The organism is Ruegeria sp. L12 (assembly GCF_056531745.1).
Window position 1 is genome coordinate 102,673 of sequence record NZ_JBQFMH010000008.1, and the last position, 19,676, is coordinate 122,348.

20 protein-coding genes are annotated in these 19,676 nt (G+C 54.6%); 19 read left to right on the forward strand and 1 reads right to left on the reverse strand.

Going from position 1 to position 19,676, the window contains the following annotated elements; genetic code table 11:
* Positions 1 to 44 precede the first annotated feature (44 nt).
* The 17 genes from ACR0K9_RS13940 to ACR0K9_RS14020 all read left to right on the forward strand — a co-directional run bounded on the left by ACR0K9_RS13940 (position 45) and on the right by ACR0K9_RS14020 (position 16,362).
* Positions 45 to 932 carry a LysR family transcriptional regulator gene (locus tag ACR0K9_RS13940; protein WP_480824023.1) on the forward strand — a complete coding sequence of 296 codons (888 nt, stop codon included), beginning with the start codon at positions 45 to 47 and terminating at the stop codon, positions 930 to 932.
* Between the two features lie 1,126 nt (positions 933 to 2,058).
* The gene (locus ACR0K9_RS13945; protein WP_480824025.1) at positions 2,059 to 3,213 is read left to right on the forward strand and encodes a LuxR C-terminal-related transcriptional regulator; all 1,155 of its coding nucleotides are present in this window, start codon (positions 2,059 to 2,061) and stop codon (positions 3,211 to 3,213) included.
* Between the two features lie 288 nt (positions 3,214 to 3,501).
* Entirely contained in the window at positions 3,502 to 4,149 is a 648-nt protein-coding gene (locus ACR0K9_RS13950; protein WP_480824027.1) for an N-acetylmuramoyl-L-alanine amidase, read from the forward strand.
* Positions 4,150 to 4,427: 278 nt separating this feature from the next.
* Positions 4,428 to 4,667, forward strand: coding sequence for a hypothetical protein (locus ACR0K9_RS13955; RefSeq protein ID WP_480487279.1), 240 nt, complete (start codon positions 4,428 to 4,430; stop codon positions 4,665 to 4,667).
* Positions 4,657 to 5,343, forward strand: coding sequence for an extensin family protein (locus tag ACR0K9_RS13960; protein ID WP_480824029.1), 687 nt, complete (start codon positions 4,657 to 4,659; stop codon positions 5,341 to 5,343). The genes ACR0K9_RS13955 and ACR0K9_RS13960 overlap by 11 nt, the downstream gene beginning before the upstream one ends.
* Positions 5,340 to 5,780: a hypothetical protein gene (locus ACR0K9_RS13965; protein ID WP_480824031.1), complete on the forward strand. Its 441-nt coding sequence runs from the start codon at positions 5,340 to 5,342 to the stop codon at positions 5,778 to 5,780. Before ACR0K9_RS13960 ends, ACR0K9_RS13965 begins: the two co-directional genes overlap by 4 nt.
* A 7-nt stretch (positions 5,781 to 5,787) precedes the next feature.
* Positions 5,788 to 6,156, forward strand: coding sequence for a hypothetical protein (locus tag ACR0K9_RS13970; protein WP_480487274.1), 369 nt, complete (start codon positions 5,788 to 5,790; stop codon positions 6,154 to 6,156).
* A 9-nt stretch (positions 6,157 to 6,165) separates the two neighbouring features.
* The gene (locus tag ACR0K9_RS13975; RefSeq protein WP_480824033.1) at positions 6,166 to 8,214 is read left to right on the forward strand and encodes an OmpA family protein; all 2,049 of its coding nucleotides are present in this window, start codon (positions 6,166 to 6,168) and stop codon (positions 8,212 to 8,214) included.
* Positions 8,215 to 8,528: 314 nt separating this feature from the next.
* Entirely contained in the window at positions 8,529 to 8,663 is a 135-nt protein-coding gene (locus ACR0K9_RS13980) for a 3-keto-5-aminohexanoate cleavage protein (RefSeq protein ID WP_480824035.1), read from the forward strand.
* A gap of 137 nt (positions 8,664 to 8,800) precedes the next feature.
* On the forward strand, positions 8,801 to 10,540 hold the full coding sequence (locus ACR0K9_RS13985) for an ABC transporter substrate-binding protein (protein ID WP_480824037.1): 1,740 nt from the start codon (positions 8,801 to 8,803) through the stop codon (positions 10,538 to 10,540).
* A gap of 82 nt (positions 10,541 to 10,622) precedes the next feature.
* A complete protein-coding gene (locus ACR0K9_RS13990) occupies positions 10,623 to 11,672 on the forward strand; it encodes an ABC transporter ATP-binding protein (protein WP_480824039.1) in 1,050 nt (349 codons plus the stop codon).
* A gap of 1 nt (position 11,673) precedes the next feature.
* Positions 11,674 to 12,750, forward strand: coding sequence for an ABC transporter ATP-binding protein (locus ACR0K9_RS13995; RefSeq protein WP_480824041.1), 1,077 nt, complete (start codon positions 11,674 to 11,676; stop codon positions 12,748 to 12,750).
* Positions 12,747 to 13,610: a carbohydrate ABC transporter permease gene (locus tag ACR0K9_RS14000; protein WP_209595792.1), complete on the forward strand. Its 864-nt coding sequence runs from the start codon at positions 12,747 to 12,749 to the stop codon at positions 13,608 to 13,610. The genes ACR0K9_RS13995 and ACR0K9_RS14000 overlap by 4 nt, the downstream gene beginning before the upstream one ends.
* A complete protein-coding gene (locus ACR0K9_RS14005) occupies positions 13,607 to 14,404 on the forward strand; it encodes a carbohydrate ABC transporter permease (RefSeq protein ID WP_224855122.1) in 798 nt (265 codons plus the stop codon). The genes ACR0K9_RS14000 and ACR0K9_RS14005 overlap by 4 nt, the downstream gene beginning before the upstream one ends.
* 8 nt (positions 14,405 to 14,412) lie before the next feature.
* Positions 14,413 to 14,817 (forward strand): DUF2160 domain-containing protein, encoded by a 405-nt coding sequence (locus ACR0K9_RS14010; protein ID WP_480824043.1) that lies wholly within the window; start codon positions 14,413 to 14,415, stop codon positions 14,815 to 14,817.
* 65 nt (positions 14,818 to 14,882) lie between these two features.
* The gene (locus ACR0K9_RS14015) at positions 14,883 to 15,278 is read left to right on the forward strand and encodes a BlaI/MecI/CopY family transcriptional regulator (RefSeq protein ID WP_480536117.1); all 396 of its coding nucleotides are present in this window, start codon (positions 14,883 to 14,885) and stop codon (positions 15,276 to 15,278) included.
* A complete protein-coding gene (locus tag ACR0K9_RS14020) occupies positions 15,265 to 16,362 on the forward strand; it encodes a M56 family metallopeptidase (RefSeq protein WP_480824045.1) in 1,098 nt (365 codons plus the stop codon). The genes ACR0K9_RS14015 and ACR0K9_RS14020 overlap by 14 nt, the downstream gene beginning before the upstream one ends.
* 228 nt (positions 16,363 to 16,590) lie before the next feature.
* Here the strand turns inward: ACR0K9_RS14020 and ACR0K9_RS14025 are convergent, their stop codons facing one another.
* Positions 16,591 to 17,244: a GntR family transcriptional regulator gene (locus ACR0K9_RS14025; RefSeq protein WP_480535570.1), complete on the reverse strand. Its 654-nt coding sequence runs from the start codon at positions 17,242 to 17,244 to the stop codon at positions 16,591 to 16,593.
* A gap of 207 nt (positions 17,245 to 17,451) precedes the next feature.
* On the opposite strand from ACR0K9_RS14025, the gene ACR0K9_RS14030 reads away from it, so the two are divergent.
* On the forward strand, positions 17,452 to 18,534 hold the full coding sequence (locus tag ACR0K9_RS14030; RefSeq protein WP_480824047.1) for a Gfo/Idh/MocA family protein: 1,083 nt from the start codon (positions 17,452 to 17,454) through the stop codon (positions 18,532 to 18,534).
* Between the two features lie 101 nt (positions 18,535 to 18,635).
* Positions 18,636 to 19,646, forward strand: a complete 1,011-nt coding sequence (dctP, locus tag ACR0K9_RS14035) for a TRAP transporter substrate-binding protein DctP (protein WP_480535574.1) — start codon at positions 18,636 to 18,638, stop codon at positions 19,644 to 19,646.
* Positions 19,647 to 19,676: the final 30 nt, after the last annotated feature.

A 19,676-nucleotide genomic window follows, 5' to 3' on the forward strand; every position in this document is an offset into this window, starting at 1 on the left:
CGTCCGGTGGACATAATTGGAAATAATCATTATTACTTCCTGATATGAATGATATTGATGGCGTCGATCTTAATCTACTGAAATCTCTGCAAGCGCTCATTTCGGAACGGCATGTTGGGCGTGCTGCGCAGCGAATGAACGTAACCCAACCTGCCATGAGTCATACTCTAGCAAGGTTGCGCCGCCTGTTTGACGACCCCCTGTTCGTCCAGCAAGGGCGCGAAATGGTGCCAACGGCGCGCACCCTGGATCTTGCAGCGCGGTTGAACACGATCCTTTCCGAGATCAGCGTGCTGACTGCGCCGGTGACGTTCTCACCTGAAAACGCGAGCGCAACTATTCGAATTCATGCCCATGATTTTATTGCCACCAGTTTCCTTGCAAACGCAGTTCGGCGTATTCGAAAGCAAGCACCGGGGATCGTGTTCGAAATTCATAGCTATTCGGATCACAGCTACCAGATGCTCGATTCAGGTGATGCCGATTTGATCATTGGCGCAGGGCTTCAGGCAAATCCTAAGTTTCTTCAAAAGCTTCTACTGCGTGAGCGCCTTGTGTGCCTATTAGACCGAACCCACCCAGCGTTGAACAGCTGGAATGCTGAGACGGTCTTTCTATATCCACATGTCCGGCTGAGGCTCGTGGCCAAGCAAGATGACCCAGTTCACCTTTTTGGGAAGGATCAGGGTTTGCCCCCACGCCAGGTTGGGCTGGTGACAGATAGTCTGCATCTGCAACCGGCCTTCCTGGAAGGAACAAATCTAATCGCTTTTGTGCCGGAGACGCTCGCCCAAGCCGCCACCATCAACGGAAATCTAATCACGCGCGATTGCCCTTTCACACTGCCGGAATTGGGAATCCGTGCAATTTGGCATGAGCGAGACGCACGGTCTCCCCTTCTCAGCTGGATCCGTAGCCAGCTGGAAACATAGCGTTTATTGGATCTAGTACTGCTCTTCGGTGCCAACTGTGCAATGAGGCCAGTAATGTTATACGCCAACCTCGTAGGAAGGAGAACTTCAAGGGCAGCGTTGGTTCTTGTTAATCAAAGTCGACCCTACTGAGTTTACCGCGGATTTCTGGTTTCCCAGAGACTAGATTACAACCTCCCGTAGATCTGCTTCGTTGTGCTCGAATGTCGGCTCCGCGAACTACGTCAACAGCATCCGGACATGGCAAGGCATGCTTCGTGACCCGCAAATAGGTGTATTCAAACGGTGCATCGCCATACCATGCAACTTTGCGTTTAGTCTGAATGCGCTTCCCATAGATCACCGCTTCATCGTGGCGTCATTCTATTCGCTCCATGAGGCTCGCATAGTATCGGTCAGCTACGTCCAGCGGGAAGATCGATCCGTAGTAATGAACAACGCCGTCTTGGGGCAGCAGGTTCTGTTCTGGGTCCGCATGATTACTGAATAAATCCAAGGCCATGTTCATCCTTTACGTGGCATCGTGAAAGATCACGCCTAGCGTATAGCGCTGCCCGGATATTGACTTTGCCCGGTTCGACACTCTGCTTGAAGAGCACTTTGCCGAAAACGTTGGCAAGCGGAACGAAACCGGGGCATCTGCTGAAATAGCTCCAACCGTGGAGTGACCGAAAAAGGAACGCCTGAAGATCTGCTCCCTAACTTTCTTGCAGTTATTTGCACCGCAGCAATCGGCACTATGGGCTCTTCGCTGACTTTCTCTGCAAACAGGATCAATGACTGTAATCCGGCGATTGAAGTAGTGGTTCGTTTGGTCCGCTTGGGGGGCTGAGCACTCAACCAGAGATCGCTTCACATAAAACCGCTTCAACGATGTTCGCGGTTTGTTATGGAGAAGCGTTTCAGCCGAAGGTTGCGAAGTCTGCCAGGAAAAGGTTTCAAACACTGTACATTTCACTGGTTGCCAAATCGGTCGGATTTTCCCGATTTCGATCTTTGGTCGCGCGTTACGGCTTTAGCAGTTATGTTAGAAGGTGCGGCGAAGACCGATCAAGTCGTCCATGGCGTCAATTCGCATTAGGGTATCTCAGTTTCCATTGCGGCCATTGAACTCTGGAGGTGACAGTTGGAGCTAGATGTTAGGGGCTATAAGGCCCTCGAAACTATATACGACACAGCGGTTAATCCTGGGCGCTGGCGCAGAGCTTTAGATGCAACGACCTCTGTCGTTGGCGCGAAGGCCATAGCCTTAGTGATCAGGGGCCAAAAGGCCGGAGCAAAAGACTTGACGATGATGTCGAGTGTTTATCTGGATTTTTCCCGCACACCAGCAGGGTGGTACTACGGGGCTTGGCTCTCTCGACTGCAAAATCAGGATTGGGATTTTCTTCGAACTCAGCCTGCTCATCAACCGGTACCCGACCTGGCAACCGGACTTGCAGCCGAAGTCTTGGACGCCCGCAAGGATTATGCATTTTTGAAAAGGCGGACAGGTGTTGCCCGCCGAATTGGAATACGTCTCAACACTGATCCAGTCTGGTTTGATGCAATGAGTCTTGGCTTCGACCAACAGGACTCCAAGGTACCTCGGTCAGCATGTGAGAGATCTCTTACATTGCTTCCACATCTGACGAAGGCTCTGGAGATAGGACGCGTATTTACCTTCTTGAAGGCGAGATACAAAGCAACTCTCACAGCGTTGGATCATGTGCAGGCCGGAATTGCGATAGCGCTGCCGGATGGGCAGGTGATTGTCAAAAACGCAGAAGCAAAAAAGATCCTGAAAGCACAAGATGGAATAACACTGGCCCGTGACGGAAGAATTGTAACCTCTGATCCGGATGTGACTTCGAAAATCAAAGCGCACATATTTGACATCGGATCCACAGCGCAGGGGCAAGCCAATCGTCATGAATCGCTTGTGTCAGTTTCGCGGCCATCTGGCCTGACGCCTTATCTTTTAGACATTGCCCCGCTGAGTGATAGCAATGCAGAGCTTGAGAACAACCTGGATGGAGCCCTGATCACCATAGTCGATCCAGAGCGAGTTCCGTATCTAAGACTGGAGCGGTTCACGGCCCTATATGGATTAACTCCAGCGGAAACCGAGGTTTGCCGATGGATTGCAGAAGGCGCAAGCGTCGCTGAGATTGCTGAGCATCGAAACACTAGTCCGACAACGGCAAAGAACCAAGTTTCTGCGGTGCTTGCAAAAACAGGTGTGAACAGCAGGCACGAACTGATACGTTTAATTCTTCGTGTATTGCCTCCGGTAGCCTAACATCGCGTATGAGTGGTGTTTTGATTTTGAACGGAAACATCTGCACTAGGATGTTTAGGGAATGAAGCGATCGCCTCCGCAATTTGATGGTAGGGGATTCAAGGCGATCCAGCATTTTCACATTTCAAAATTAGTTGTCGTGTCATGATCTGTTTGGATCATGATCGCTGCGTTTGTTCCCATTAAGCTGCTCGACAACTGGCATTTTTAGCTCGCAACCAAGTGCTTTTAAGAGACGATATTGACCTTGCCTCCAACGGCTAAATTTTATTGGAAAAGGAGATTCTTATGACGAACTTCGCTTCGATCACCAATCCGGCAACCGCAGTTACGTCTATTCAGCAAGCGCTGAAGGCTCTGGGATACAATCCTGGTCCGATCGATGGTGATTTTGGTCGACGGACCCGTGCGGCAGCTGAACTTTGGCTTGAAAACGATGGTGAACCGGCCGAGATGCAAAAAGTCGCCGCAGCCGTCAGTACAGGCGGGATGATTTATCAGGGTAGTGCTCGTCATACCGTTGATGAAATCATTGTCCATTGCACAGCTACCCGCCCAGAATGGTATGCGGGACGATCTGTCGAAGAAAAGGCTGCTGAAATCCGCAGATGGCACGTGTCAGATCGCGGTTGGAAAGATATCGGCTATCATTACATGATTGATCGCGATGGCGGCATCGCGAAAGGACGTGCTGAAACCGTTGTGGGCGCGCATGTGGCGGGCCACAACGCCGGTACGATTGGTATCTCTTTGGTTGGCGGTTTCGGCTCATCTGAAAACGATGCCTTTACCGACAATTTTACGGACGCCCAAGATGTCGCATTGCGCAATCTGATCTCGGATATTCAGGGGCGGACGCTGATCAAGATAGTTAGCGGTCATAACGACTACGCAGCCAAAGCATGCCCGGGCTTTAAGGTTGACCGGTGGCTCTAAGGGCTGCGAACCACCCGCTTTTCGCTTTTTTTGAATAGCTAGGGTGGCTCAATAGCGGACGCTTCGATGTTCAGAAATGATCCCTGAAACTCAGGAGATCGACTGAGCGCCGCTGACGTAAAACTGAAATTCAATGTTGGACTGCATCGCCGCTATATCCGCAGGCACAGCCCTGTCGGGCGAGGTTGTTCGGCAAGGCAAACGATACTTTTTCTTCAATAAATTAGGCGCTTGAGAAAGTTTGGCGCCATTCAGAATCAGTTATTTAGAGGTATCACATGGCTCAGATGTCAACAAACCTGCCTGCGCGAAAGGTTGTCTTCGGCTCTGTCGGGGCGGCAGTTGCGACGGTCTTTATCTATGTAGTCGAAGAGTTCTTCCTGGGTGCTAAGTTGCCCGGCGCGGTGTCGGCTGCGCTGATCACAATTATCGTGTTTCTGGTCGGGTACTTTGTGCCCCCAAGTGCCAACGATGGCATCATCACCGATGACCAAGGGGTGAATGCCCATGGCACGTAATCGGATCAGTCAGTTTGGCGACGTCTCGCTGCTTTATGACCGGGATCCGGTAGCTAACTGCGGCAAGTGCGGTTTTCGCGCGCATCCTCATGTCGATACGGTCTTTGCGCTTCAAACGGACATCGCAATCGGCGAAATGTTCCAGGTGCTCGAGGCGATGGATCTTGGGCAGGTCACGGCTATCCTGTTTGGCGGCGTCGATGGAACTGGAAATGGATACAGTCTTCACCACAAGGGCCGAGCGTTCGATCTGGACGGCCTGGTGTTCGATAACGGCTTCATCTGGGTGGCCGATACCTTTGCTACGCAACCGCATCAATATCTGGCGATCGAAGGTGTGCTGCGCCAGAATTTTGGAACAGTGCTAACTTCTGGCTACGACTCCGCCCATCGCGATCATATCCATTTTGATAATGGCGAGCCGGTTAGTTTTCAGCGGCATTCCAAAAGCCGAGTGCTTTACCTGCAAAACGCCCTGAAATTCCTGTTTGACCAGATGCTTACCATCGATGGGGTAAGGGGGCCAGAAACGCAATCGATCGAGCGCGAAGTGCGCAAAGAGCTTGGGCTGGGTGGCCTGTCGATCCGGTCGAACTGGGTCGGGTTTATCGAGGCCAGTTTCGACATCGCGACGGACCGGGCTCGGGAGTTGAACCAAGGAGGGCTGATTGCATGACCTACTTTTCGAAGACAGCTTTGATTGTTGCCGGGATTGGCCTTGCCCTCAGTGGATGCACTTATTTTGAACCGGCCTTTCCCAACCAGGTCACAAAATCCGCAGCAGATGGTTTGCAGAGTGTCTCGTCGCTGGTGGCATCTGCGCAGCTGGGCGATTTCAAGGGGCCTGGCTCCTATAACGGTGCCGCCACGCGCTATGCCGATGCGCTTGCGCAGTTGGAGGTCACCCGAAGCTGGGTTAAAAACCGGGCAGAAAGTAACGATGGCAGGCCGGCGACCAAAGCGGCCAAGCTGCTGGCATCAGACCTGACGGATTGCGTCGACGGCTTCACTGAAATGGCTCAGCAGCATCGGACTGTTGGGCTCGGCCAGTCTCAAGCCTACACCCTGGTACAGGTGACCTGCGCCATCCCTATCAACAACATTTTGCAGTGAGGTTGTCATGGCATTTGATTACGAAAACTTCAAACCCAGCTCTGTAGATGATTTGCTAAATGGTTTAGGTGCCGCGATTTCTTCCGAAGCCCAAACCTGGTTCGCCGAGAGTAAAGAGCAGGCGAGCGGCTATCTGAAAAGCATCTCAGAAGCCGTAATTCAAACGCAGATCGATTTTGCCGCAAATCGGATCAGCAAGCAGAATGCTGAATTCCTGATGCGGTCACATAAGCGCGCTATGAAAGTGTATCTGAATGGTCTGAAATACGAGACTTTCGAGTTTCGGCAGACCATCCTCGATACAGCCGTCCGTGCCCTTGGGTACGCCGTGCGAAACCTGACGGGTCTGAACATAGCGCCTCAGCTTGTGCGGTGAGGATATGTCATGACAAAGAGAGCAAAAAACTCGCCCGACGGCCGCTGTGTGGCCGTCGACAAAGGACAGCGTTGTCCCAAAGATGCGGTCGGTGACGGTGACGGGCTGCTGTGCAAAGAGCATCTGGCCAACTTGAGCAAAGAAAAGACCGCTGTGTTAACCAGCTTGAAATCTGGTGAAATCACGAAACTCTTGGGCCTCGCCGCAAAGGCTTCTGCCAAGCAACCCTCACGTCTGGCCGATATGGTGTTTTCAACTCCTGGGCTGCTTGTGGTTACAGGAACGACTATTGGGGTGCTTCTTGAACGTGTCTGGCGCCATGAACTGGGCATCGTTTTGCCCATTGGCGACAACAGTTCGACATTCGAGCGGTTTGTGTCCGCTGAATTTTTGGTCTTAGTTATTGTTTTTGCTTTACTTTATCTATTCGTCGCACTCGTCCTTTGGGTGGTTTTCCGCGTTGGCGGGGTCATGATCTCTCCGAAAATTGCAACGGTGCTCAAGGGCGAATGGCTTCAATTGGCAGGTTTGATGTTGAAGCACCGTATCAAGTTTCTTGCCGGTCAAATTCGTTGGTGGCTCGGGCTTGGCAGGAATTTGGAACATACAGCGAAGGCGCGCATTCAACGCGACTTTGAGCGCGGTAAACAAGCAGAAATCGCTCAGAGAAGCCGAATGCGGGATAGCTACGATGCCACTCGTAAAATGTGGATCGAGAGAACCGATAGTTTAGTTGGTTTTTGGGTTGGGGCGCTTCTGAACAACAAACATAAGGGGATCAGTTCGGTATTGGTCAGGTGTGGAGTGATCGCAATTCTGGCAGTTAGCCTGACATTTAAGACCAAGGCTATTGCTGGGAAAGTGAACGAACAAATTGAAACCGCTTCGAAGAATTGTAAAAAGATCTCCGTCGGAGGATTCATTCTGAATGGCGCAGAGAAACTGGGACTACCACTCACCGCTCGAATACCATGCGGCAGGATTGTCATGTCGGTTCCCCCTGCTTTGGAAAACGCTAGGATCGTGGACGCCGGTTTGTCCGCTGGACGAACAGGTTCGGTGATATCCAAACCCGTTTTCCATCTCGGTAAATATGGCGGATGGGCGGCGCTTGCTCCGGTTGGTCAACGCGGTCAGCTCGTATTCCTCAATGCCTCTACGATAAAACAGTTCCAACTCGATGATGGCAATACCAGGCTGTCGTTTCCGGCTGAGTACGCTCAAAAAGCGTATAAATTGGCAACTTCGGCAATAGCGCTTGTTTCGAATGTGAAGAAATTGCTGCCGGACCCGCCAACTGTTGTCGAAGTTCAAATTGCGCGTCTGGCACAAGAGGTGAAGCTGCTGAGGGAACGGCCGCCTGTTGTGGTGCTGCAACCTGCAACCGTAAGCGAAACCCAGAAACACCTGACAGTCAAATTTGTTGCTGAGTTGACTGATGGAACCGCCTTGGAAGACACTTTGGAGGATCTTGGCGGCGCGGCAAACTCGTTGGCTGTTGCTGCCGAAGCGTTAGCGGGATCAGACGATAAAGATCCGTTACGTCCTTTGCAGGTCTATTTGGGTCAACTCTCTGACCAATTGGGATCGGACGCTCTGAATGCGTGTCGCCCCGAGGCTGAAAAAGAAATGCCTACAGCAATTTATTTTAACGAGGGAATGGTCGATCCGATTGACAACCAAAAGGTCATGGATATTGCTGAAAGGATGGAGAGGCATGATCCCAGTAAGGGGCGGCTGATTGTAAAGTTGAAAGGACGCGCGAGTACCTCCGGCTTGCCTGAGGATAATAGGAAACTTGCTGACAGGCGTGCTGATCGGATCAAGCAATTGCTGGTGGAGTACATGTTCGGCCTGTCATCGTCAGAAGCCAGCGCCATAGGGAACCGCAAACTGGAAGACGACAGGATCACCATCCTGACCTATGAGCAAGGCGAGGCTATAGATCCGGTGGCGTCACAGCAATTCGAATCTGCCAGACGGGTCGAGGTCGAGTATTGCCTCATACCGGCAATGCCCCCCGCCAACACTGATTCCGCTCAATTGGCAAATAAATAGCGGTAGATGTCGATGGAAGGCCTTTGAGTCGCAAATGGCAATATCTGTGCGGGTATGAAATTTTGAATGATTCAAAATCAAAGGCTTAGTTGTTGGTTAATGGCAATACTATGTGTCGCCTGACATATCCTTGTCAGGCGACACATAGTTCTGCCACCAGCGACAGAACCTTTCCATTTTCGCCTCACATCCTTCATCCAGCACCTAGACCGTTTTCAATGATCCTGACTTCTCCATTGGGAAAATCAGGGCTGATTTGCAGATCAGTCGCCGAAAGCGCCTGTTCCTGCTGATCTGCCACGTGGCGAACGCGGATGTCAGAGATTTTGGCTGATGCGATGGAGTGTGAGGATGCCGGGGCCGATGCGCTGCATTTGCATGTGCGGGATGCGACCGGCGCACATGCAAAGATAGAATTAGCTTTATCCTATCACCTGAGTGAGGGGTAAAAAGTGATAATTGTTAATGACTTGCGTCTGTTTTGCTCAATTACTAAAAAATTAGTTTGACAGGTGTGCAGAAAATCGCTGATGCTGCCTGCCATCCGGTTTCAACCGGAGAACCATAATTTTTTGGGAGGAAAGAGATGCGGAGACATCTACTTTCCGCAGTGGCGGTTGCTGCCGTCATTGCGGGGCACGGTCCCGTTTGGGCCGACGAAGCCGCAGCACAACGTTGGATCGACGACGAATTCCAGCCATCGACCCTGTCGAAAGACGAACAGATGTCGGAAATGCAGTGGTTCATCGAAGCTGCACAGCCTTATGCTGGCATGGAAATCAACGTCCTGTCCGAAGGCATCCCGACCCACTCGTACGAATCCGAGGTTCTGACCAAGGCGTTCGAGGAAATCACCGGCATCAAGGTCAATCACCAGATCCTTGGTGAAGGTGAAGTGGTACAGGCTGTTCAGACGCAAATGCAGACTGGCCGGAACCTGTATGACGGCTATGTCAACGACAGCGATCTGATCGGCACGCACTCGCGTCTGCAACTGGCCTATCCGCTGACCGATATGATGGCGGGCGACTGGGCGGCGACAACTTCGCCGACGCTGGATCTGGATGACTTCATGGGCATTCAGTTCACCACCGGTCCCGACGGCAAGCTGTATCAGCTGCCCGACCAGCAGTTTGCGAACCTCTACTGGTTCCGCAAGGACTGGTTTGATGACGAGGCCAACAAGGCCGCGTTCAAGGACAAATACGGCTATGATCTGGGCGTTCCGGTCAACTGGTCGGCATACGAAGACATTGCCGAGTTCTTCACAAATGACGTGAAAGAAGTCGACGGCGTCGCGATCTATGGCCACATGGATTACGGCAAGCGCGCACCTGACCTGGGCTGGCGCATGACCGACGCCTGGCTGTCGATGGCCGGTGCCGGCGACAAGGGTGAGCCGAACGGTGTGCCCGTCGACGAATGGGGCATCCGCATGGAAGCGGGCACCTGTAACCCTGTTGGGGCGTCCGTCTCGCGCGGTGGTGCTGCGAACGGTCCAGCTGCGGTTTATGCGATCCGTAAATGGGATGAGTGGCTGCGCAATTATGCGCCTCCCGGTGCGGCGTCTTATGACTTCTACCAGTCGCTGCCTGCACTCAGCCAGGGCAACGTGGCCCAGCAAATCTTCTGGTACACCGCCTTTACCGCCGACATGGTGAAGCCGAAGTCCGAAGGCAACAACACTGTGGATGACGAAGGCACGCCGCTGTGGCGGATGGCGCCCAGCCCGCACGGCCCCTATTGGGAAGAAGGCCAGAAGGTTGGCTATCAGGACGTGGGTTCCTGGACCTTCCTGAAATCGACCCCTGCGGATCGTGCTCAGGCGGCGTGGCTCTATGCGCAGTTCGTGACGTCCAAGACTGTCGATGTGAAGAAATCCCATGTGGGTCTGACCTTCATCCGCGACAGCTCGGTCAACCACGAGTCGTTCACCGAACGCGCGCCTAAGCTGGGTGGTCTGGTCGAGTTCTACCGCTCGCCCGACCGTGTGGCATGGTCGCCGACCGGCATCAACGTGCCCGACTATCCGAAGCTGGCCCAGATCTGGTGGCAGCAGATTGGTGATGTGAACTCGGGTGCGTTCACCCCGCAAGAGGCGATGGACCGTCTGGCAGAAGAGATGGACATCACCATGGCCCGTATGCAGGCCGCGGACGAAAGCGCCGGTGTCTACGGTGGCTGTGGTCCGCGTCTGAACGAGCCGCAGGACGCGTCCTTCTGGCTGGAGAAAGAGGGTTCGCCGAAAGCCAAGCTCGAGAACGAAAAGCCGCAAGGCCAGACCGTCAACTATGACGAGCTGGTTCAGCGCTGGCAGTCTCAGTAAGCGTTTTGAAACCGGGGATGCCGCATCAGGCATCCCCACCCCAAGACCAGTGCCGCGCACTGAAGGACCGGAACCCACGGACATGATCGAACTCAAAGACGCGACCAAACGGGTCGGCAACGTCATCCATATCAAACCCACCAACCTGACGCTGCAAACGGGCCATTTCAACGTGCTTTTGGGCGCGACGGGGTCGGGCAAGACCTCTCTGATCAAGATGATGGCCGGGCTAGACCCGATCGCCTCGGGTAGGGTTCTGATGGATGGTCAGGACGTCACACGGCTGAACACGCAAAAGCGGCAGATCAGCCTGGTGCACCAGTTCTTCGTGAACTACCCCCATATGACCGTATTCGACAACATTGCCTCGCCGCTGCGCGTGGCTGGCATGGCCCTAAGCGAGATCGAAGGCCGCGTGGAAGAGGCCGCCGACCTGTTGCAACTGCGCCCGATGTTGCACCGCCGTCCGCATGAGCTGTCGGGCGGTCAACAACAGCGCACCGCGCTGGCGCGTGCCATTGCCAAGGAAAGCCGCGCGGTGTTTCTGGACGAGCCGCTGGCGAACCTCGACTACAAGCTGCGCGAAGAGTTGCGCGAGCAATTGCCCGACCTGTTCGCCGGTCGCGGCGCCGTGGTGGTCTATGCCACCTCGGAGCCCGAAGAGGCGCTGCTGCTTGGGGGTTATACTGCGCTGATGGAAAACGGGCGTGTAACTCAATTTGGTCCGACTGCAGACATTTACCGCAACCCCGAAAACATCGCCGCCGCGCGCGTGTTCTCGGATCCGCCGATCAATGTGGCCCGTATCACTGTTTCTGACGCTAAGGCACAATTGGAGGGTGGAGGCGGCTGGTCGGTCGCAGATATCGCGGATGGAGAATACATGGTCGCCGTGCGCCCGCACCGGGTGACGCCGTTCCGCACTTCGGATGCGGATGTGGAACTGACGGGCCGCGTGGTCGTGACCGAGCTGTCCGGCTCGGATTCCAGCGCGCATTTCCGGCACGGATCGGATGACTGGGTGTCTCTGGCGGCGGGCGTACATCCCTATCAGGTGGGCGAGGATCACAGCTTCTATATGAACCCGGCCCATTGCCGGTATTTCGGCCAAGACGGCCAAAGGGTGGCCTGACATGGCACAGATCAAGCTTTCCAACCTGCGACACAGCTACATGCCCGCGCCGAAAGGCCCAGAGGATTATGCGCTGAAAGAAATTGATGTGACCTGGCGTGACGGCGGGGCCTATGCCCTGCTCGGGCCGTCAGGCTGCGGCAAGTCCACGCTGCTGAACATCATATCCGGCCTTCTTACCCCCTCGGAAGGTCGGATCCTATTCGATGACCGGGACGTAACCGCGCTGCCACCTGATCAGCGCAACATCGCACAGGTGTTCCAGTTCCCGGTGATCTATGACACGATGACCGTTGGCGAAAATCTGGCGTTTCCCCTGAAAAACCGGGGCGTCGACCCCGCAACGATCAAGCGCCGCGTCGATGAGATTGCCGAGATGCTGGATGTCGCGGACATGCTGAACACCCGCGCCAGCGGCCTCAGCCCGGACAACAAGCAGAAAATCTCGATGGGGCGTGGTCTGGTGCGCGACGATGTGAACGCGGTGATGTTCGATGAGCCGCTGACCGTGATTGACCCGCACCTGAAGTGGAAGCTGCGGTCGAAGCTGAAAGAACTGCACCAGCGCGTGCAGGCCACGATGATCTATGTCACCCACGACCAGACCGAGGCGCTGACCTTTGCGGATGAGGTCGTGGTGATGCAGGAAGGCGAAGTGGTGCAGATCGGCACCCCGGTTGAACTGTTTGAACGCCCTCAACACACGTTTGTCGGCCATTTCATCGGATCGCCCGGCATGAATGTCCTGCCCTGCGACGCCAAAGGCGACCGCGCCATATTCGAAGGGCACGAGGTCATGCTGGAAGGCCCGACCCATGGCGACGGGGGCCGCACTGATCTGGGTATCCGCCCCGAATATGTCGGCTTTGGCGACACGGGTATTCCGGCCCATGTGACCAAAGTATCGGACATTGGTCGCCACTATGTGGTCAGCGCCATGGTCGGCAATACCGCGCTGAAGGCAGTGACCGAACACGAAGTACCCGAACCCGGATCACAGGTCTTTCTGCAATTCAAACCCGAACAATCGCGCGTCTACCGTGACGGCTGGATCGCAACTGAGGAGCGGGCGCAATGAGAACGGAAAACCAAAAGGCATGGTTCTTTGTCCTGCCGGTTCTGGCCCTGGTCGCGTTCAACGCGCTGGTGCCGATGATGACGGTGGTCAACTACTCGGTGCAGGAAACCTTCGGCAACAACCAGTTCTTCTGGGAGGGGCTGGGCTGGTTCGAACAGATTCTGCGGTCGGACCGGTTTCAGGCCGCGCTGGGACGGCAGTTTCTGTTCACTTTCCTGATCCTGCTGATCGAGGTGCCCTTGGGCATCATCGTCGCCCTTTCCATGCCGCGCAAAGGCTTCTGGGTGCCGGTCTGTCTTGTGCTGATGGCGCTGCCGATGCTGATCCCGTGGAACGTGGTCGGGTCGATGTGGAACATCTTCACCCTGCCAAAAATTGGCCTGCTGGGCTATTTCCTGAATGACGTTCTTGGCATCAACTATGACATGACGCAACAGCCGCTCTCGGCGTGGATTACCGTCATCGTCATGGATGTCTGGCACTGGACGTCACTGGTTGTGCTGCTGTGCTATGCGGGCCTCGTGTCGATCCCTGACGCCTACTATCAGGCGGCCAAGATCGATGGCGCCAGCCCATGGTCGGTGTTCCGATATATCCAGTTGCCGAAGATGAAAACCGTCCTGACAATCGCCGTTCTGCTGCGCTTCATGGACAGTTTTAACATCTATACCGAGCCCTTCGTTCTGACCGGTGGCGGCCCTGGCAACTCGACCACTCTGCTGTCGATCGACCTTGTTAAAATCGCGCTGGGGCAGTTCGACCTTGGCCCTGCGGCCGCAATGAGCCTGATCTATTTCGCCATCACGCTGCTGGTTTCGTGGCTCTTCTACACACTGATGACAAAGGACGACGCAGAATGAAAAAGCGGTCCATCATCCCGATTCTCTATATCGCGTTCCTGATGCTGCCGATCTATTGGCTGGTGGCAATGTCCTTCAAGACCACGAACGAGATTCTGTCGGGCTTTTCCCTGTTCCCCCAGACCTTCACGCTTGAGAATTACATCACCATCTTCACCGATCCGACGTGGTACTGGGGGTATATCAACTCGATCACCTATGTGACGCTGAACACGGTCCTTTCGGTCAGCGTGGCCCTGCCTGCCGCCTATGCCTTCTCGCGCTATCGGTTCTTGGGTGACAAGCAGTTGTTCTTCTGGCTGCTGACCAACCGCATGGCCCCGGCGGCGGTCTTTGCTTTGCCCTTCTTCCAGCTCTATTCGTCCATCGGGTTGTTCGATACTCATCTGGCGGTGGCGCTGGCGCATACGCTGTTCAACGTGCCTCTGGCGGTGTGGATTCTGGAAGGCTTCATGCGCGGCATCCCGAAGGAACTGGATGAAACGGCTTATGTCGACGGCTATTCCTTCCCGCGCTTTTTTGTGACGATCTTCCTGCCCAACATCAAAGCAGGCGTCGGCGTCGCGGCTTTCTTCTGCTTCATGTTCTCATGGGTCGAAATGCTGCTGGCCAAGACGCTCACTGCGGTCGAGGCCAAACCCATCGCCGCCGTGATGACCCGCACCGCATCAAGCGCCGGATATGAACTGGGCCTGCTTGCCGCTGCCGGCACTCTGACCATTATCCCCGGGGCAATCGTCATCTGGTTTGTCCGCAACTACATCGCGCGTGGTTTCGCGATGGGACGTGTATGAGGTTCGATATGCGTAAACGTCTTCTCGCGCTTCTCTTTCTGCCCTCGACGGCCTTTGCACAAGCACAGGCCGGATGGGGCAATGTCGGCCAACAGGAAGAAAAAGGGTTCTCGTGGACTGACCCCCTGTGGCCCGATTTCTGGATGGCTTGGACCCCGGCAACGCTGGCGGTGTTTGTCGGCATCTTCTCGGCGATTGCGCTGATCGGCATTCTCGAGGGTTTCAAATACCGTGACGGAATCGAACGGAGGGGCGTATTGGGCCTGACCACAACGCTCGGCGACCGCTTATTCATCACGCTTCTGGGATCAGCCTATATCTTTCTGGCCTGGCTTGGATTGGTGGGGCAGCCGGTTTGGATACCGCTTTTCCTGTCCATCGGCTGGGGCGTTTTTGTGTTCTGGAAAGTTTAGGCTTTGCGAAACGGCGAAAGGATGCTTGTCTGACAGGCATACTAAGAATGGCGGCACAATACCCGATGCGTAAGAAGAAAACGACAAATCTGATGACCGAAGTTGAACTGGAGTTCATGAATGAGCTCTGGGCGCTTGGGCAAGGGTCGGTGCGGGATGTACTGGATCGACTGCCATCGGAACGCAATCTGGCCTACACATCCGGCGCAACAATTCTACGCATTCTGGACGAAAAGGGATTTGTTGAAAGCCGCAAGGACGGCAAGACGCTGATCTACAAGCCGCTGCTGGAAAAAGACAGATATCAGGCGCGGTCGCTGCAAAACCTGTCTCGGACTCTGTTCGATGACACCCCGGCAACGCTGGTCGCGCGTCTTGTCGATGACGCAGGGCTGAGTGAAGCCGATCTTGAGGAAATTCGGGCACTGGTAGAGAGGAGGCTGCAAAATGACGGCGGTTAAACCGGTTCTCGATGCATTTCTTGAATTCAATGTCGTGCTTGGATTGTCAGCACTGATCTGGCTTGCGGCCCGTGCCCTGTTCGCGCGGACGTCGATGCGATACGGCTTTGTGGAACAACTCCGTTCGCTCAAAACGCTGTGTCTTTGTGTTGTGCTTAGTCCGGTTCTTGCGCTGGCAGTGGCAACAATCGCCAATCTGATCTGGCCAGGAGTTGCGGTTGCTTTGGGCGATATCGCCGTTGCCGCCTACCTGCGCGGGGACATCGCCATGCCAGCGGCAGAATTCGAAGCTCTGTTGAATAGCCGCGAACGTTGGATCGATCACATCCTCTCCGGTGACAATGCCTTTGTGACCTGCATTTTGATTGCGCTGGCGCTGATCTCGGCAATGTTGGCAGTCAGGGTAATGCACGATGCCTGGTCTATCCGCAAAGTCGTCAGGTCCAGCTTCCTTTGGCGGCGCTCATCGCGTGTTGATATTCGCCTCTCCGACCGAACAACCGTTCCTTTCGCGGTGCGGGGTTTGCGTCGTCGGCATGTAGTTTTGCCCAGCCATCTGCTGAACACCCCTGCCGAGCTTCGGTTCGCGCTGGCTCATGAGTTTCAGCATATCCGTGCCAGAGACGTGGAATGGGAGTTGGGCTTCGAACTCCTGCGGCCGGTACTGTTCTGGAATCCGGCCTATCTGGTATTGAAGCATCAATTTGACCGGCTTCGTGAATTGGCCTGCGACCAGTCCGTCGTTTCGCGCAAAGGGATCAACGCAAAAGACTATACCACGTGCCTGCTGGACTATTGCGCGCAATCCGTTGCCCTGAGTAATCCGCGCGTTCTTCACGTGGCCTTGGTGAACGGCCCCAACGCAAAGCAGATATTGCGGCAACGCGTCGTCGCGCTGACCGAGGCACCGATCACGACGGCACACATGACGGCGATTTTCTTTGGGCTGACTTTGACCCTGGCTATGGTCCTTGCCATCGGATCCGCATCAGTCCGCCAAACCCAGGATTGGAGCCATGATCGAATAATGCTTTCTACAGTGGTAAATCTTGAGCGGCTGGAAGCCAGAAATCAAAGTAACTGATCGCTGCCGTTATGGTCGCATGGGGGCCGTTCGAAAGAGTCGGTGGCTAAGTTGAGAACATGGAGTGTTGGGGGGGTGTAGTTCCCTCCGATGATGTGCATTGTCCGTCTGATCGCCATGTTGGATCGGCCATCTGCACGCGCTGATCTGCCTGGTGTCGAATGTGGATGTGATCCAGGTATATTGCTGTTGCCCCCGATGGCTGAGCAGCGGCGCAATTACAATCGCCTACATCGCCTCAATAGTATGCGCGAGGCCGTTTCGGATGTGGGCTTCCAACAGTCTCTTCGCCGTATCCGCGTCTCTGGCCAATGCGGCATCGAACATGCCCTTGTGTTCCTTGACAGCCTCTTCGCCGCGATAGGTCAGCACGAGCATCTGATAGCGAAGGTATTTGTCGTAGATGATCGAGTGCAGAGACAGAAGGTTTCTGGAGTTGCAGGCAGCAATCATTGCCTGATGAAACTCCCAATCATACCGTTTCCAGGTTTCTTTCTCGGATTCGTCGCCCTTGAGAAGCTGCTGTTCCATCAGGTGCAGTTTGTGGTGTGCCGCGACAAGGTTGCCTTCCCAATCCGTGTCGCCGTTCGCGATCGACAACTCCAATGCGTGACACTCCAATAGGACGCGCAGCTCTGCTATCTCAGTCAGGTCTTCGCGAGAGACCGGCGTAACAAGGAACCCCCGTTGCTCGGGGGCTTCGACAAATCCATCGCTGGCAAGCCTGTTCAGGGTCTCACGAAGTGTCGAAAGGCTTGCCGAGTAGCGATCCTTCAAGGCGTCCAGCTTCAGTTTGGAACCGGGTTGCAGCTCTCCGAAGATGATATCCCGCTTGATGCGCTGATAGGTGCTTGCGCCAATTGTAGACGGCTGTTTCGCCATGCGTTTCACCTGACATTCCTTGTTTCCTCTTTCAACTACCATTTCCCGAAGTCATCAGCAATCCAAACTGATGTATGGTATAAATAAAAATATCATACATTATTGCGGAATCGAAAAAACCCCAATACGGTCATGCCAAGTTGAGCAAACCAGCTCAGTCGCAAACATTGGCCTCTGGGTAATTCCAAGCAGCCGGAAGGAAGCAAAGTGTCTCAGAACTTTCGCATTGCCATCATTGGCATCGGTCTTGTTGGGCGCCGCCACGCGGATGCAATCCAGGCGTTGCGTGATGTCGATCTCGTTGCGGTCGTCGATCCCAGCGCTGAAGGTCGTGCATATGCCTCTGAGCATGGGGTGACGTGCTATGAAACCCTTGAAGAGATGTTTGCAAACCAGTCACCGGATGGGGCCGTGCTTGCCACTCCTACGACGCTGCATGTCGAACAAGGCCTCACCTGTGTTCGGCACGGGTGCCCGGTTCTGGTCGAAAAACCTATTGCCGTGGAATCCATCGCAGCATTGGAACTTGTTCAGGCTGCCGAGAAATCAAATGTGCCGCTCATGGTTGGACATCATCGCCGGTACAATCCTCTGATCAAGTCCGCTAAAGAGGCGATAGCAAACGGGCGGATCGGCGACGTCCGCGCTGTCCATGCGAATTGCTGGTTTTACAAACCGGACGCGTATTTCGACGCCGCGCCATGGCGTAAGAAATCCGGTGCGGGCCCAATATCGGTCAATCTCGTCCATGACGTTGACCTCTTGCGGTATCTTGCCGGTGAGGTGGTGACAGTCCAAGCGCAATCGGCAGTTTCCCGGCGCGGTTACGACAATGAGGATGTTGCAGGGGCCTTGCTGACCTTCGAAGGCGGGGCGATCGGGACCATTACCGTGTCCGACAGTATTGTCGCTCCGTGGAGTTGGGAGATGACGTCGCAGGAATATCCGATTTACCCGTCCACCAGCGAAAGCAGCTATATGATTGGCGGTTCTCATGGATCGCTATCTGTCCCTGATCTTCGTTTGTGGAGCTATAATGAGGAGCAGCGCGACTGGTGGACCCCGATCTCGTCCACGGCGCTGAAGAAGGGGGCCTCTGACCCACTGGTCAATCAACTCAGGCACTTTGTCGAAGTGGCACGGCACGAAGCAGAACCGATTATGTCCGGGTGGGAAGGCCTGAGAACGCTTCAAGTCATTGAAGCTATACAAAATTCTTGCCGAACTGGAAAAACCGTAAGGATCGAAAGTCTTCAGCAAATGCAAGGTGAGAGAGTACCTGCAGGATAAAATATCAGATATTTTGCAAAAAATCTTGCAAAAATCCCAAAATAGGTCAAAACTCGGAATCGTCAAAAAAGAAACGTCATGATGTCTCAGGGAGGAGCAAAGTGATTAACAAACTTACCCGCCGGGCTGCTGTATCAGCCCTGGTCGCAACCGGTGTTCTGTTCAGCGCAACAACTGGCGCGCTGGCGCAGGATAAAGTGCAACTTCGTATGGCAACGTCTGGATCGGAAACCGATCAGCGTTCGGTCGCTATGGCCGAGGTTTTCGCGCCGATGGTTGCCGATTTCGCAAGCTATGAACCCAGCTACAACGGCACGATCTTCGCGCAGGGCACCGAGCTTGACGCCATCAGCCGGGGCAATCTGGAAATGTCGATCACCTCGGCGCAGGAACTGGCACAGTTCTTCCCCGAGTTTTCGATCTTTACCGCCGGATACGTTCATCAGGACGCGGCGCATCAGGTTGCGGTCTTCAACGATCCCCTGATGGATGCCTTCAAGCAAAAGGCCGAGGACGAATTGGGCGTCAAACTGCTGTCGGTCATGTATCTGGGCCGTCGACAGGTGAACCTGCGCCAGCCCAAGGATGAGCTGACTGTGTCTACACCTGCCGATCTGGAAGGTGTGAACCTGCGGATGCCGGGCACCGACGCATGGCAGTTCCTCGGCAAGGCGCTGGGTGCCGCCCCAACGCCAATGGCGTTCTCGGAAGTTTACACCGCGCTGTCGACCGGCGCTGTTGATGGGCAGGACAATCCTCTGCCGACCGTTGTGGATGCCAAGTTCTATGAAGTGACCAATCAGATCGTTCTGACGTCGCATCTGGTTGACCTGAACTATATCGCCATCGGCAAAGAGGTTTGGGACGGGCTGACACCGGAACAGCAGGAGAAAGTTCAGGCCGCAGCGGATGCAGCGGCTGAGTCGGGCCGCCAGAAACAGCTTCAGAAAGAAGAAGATCTGGTCAGCTTCCTGAAAGAGCAGGGCATGGAGATCTACGAACCAGATCTCGCAGCATTCCGCGATCAGGTACAGTCGATGTATCTTGAAAGCGAGTTTGCCGGGGCATGGCCCGAGGGCGTTCTGGATCAGATCAACGCGCTGGGCAACTAAGTCCGCCAAGACAAGGGAGGGAGAACCACA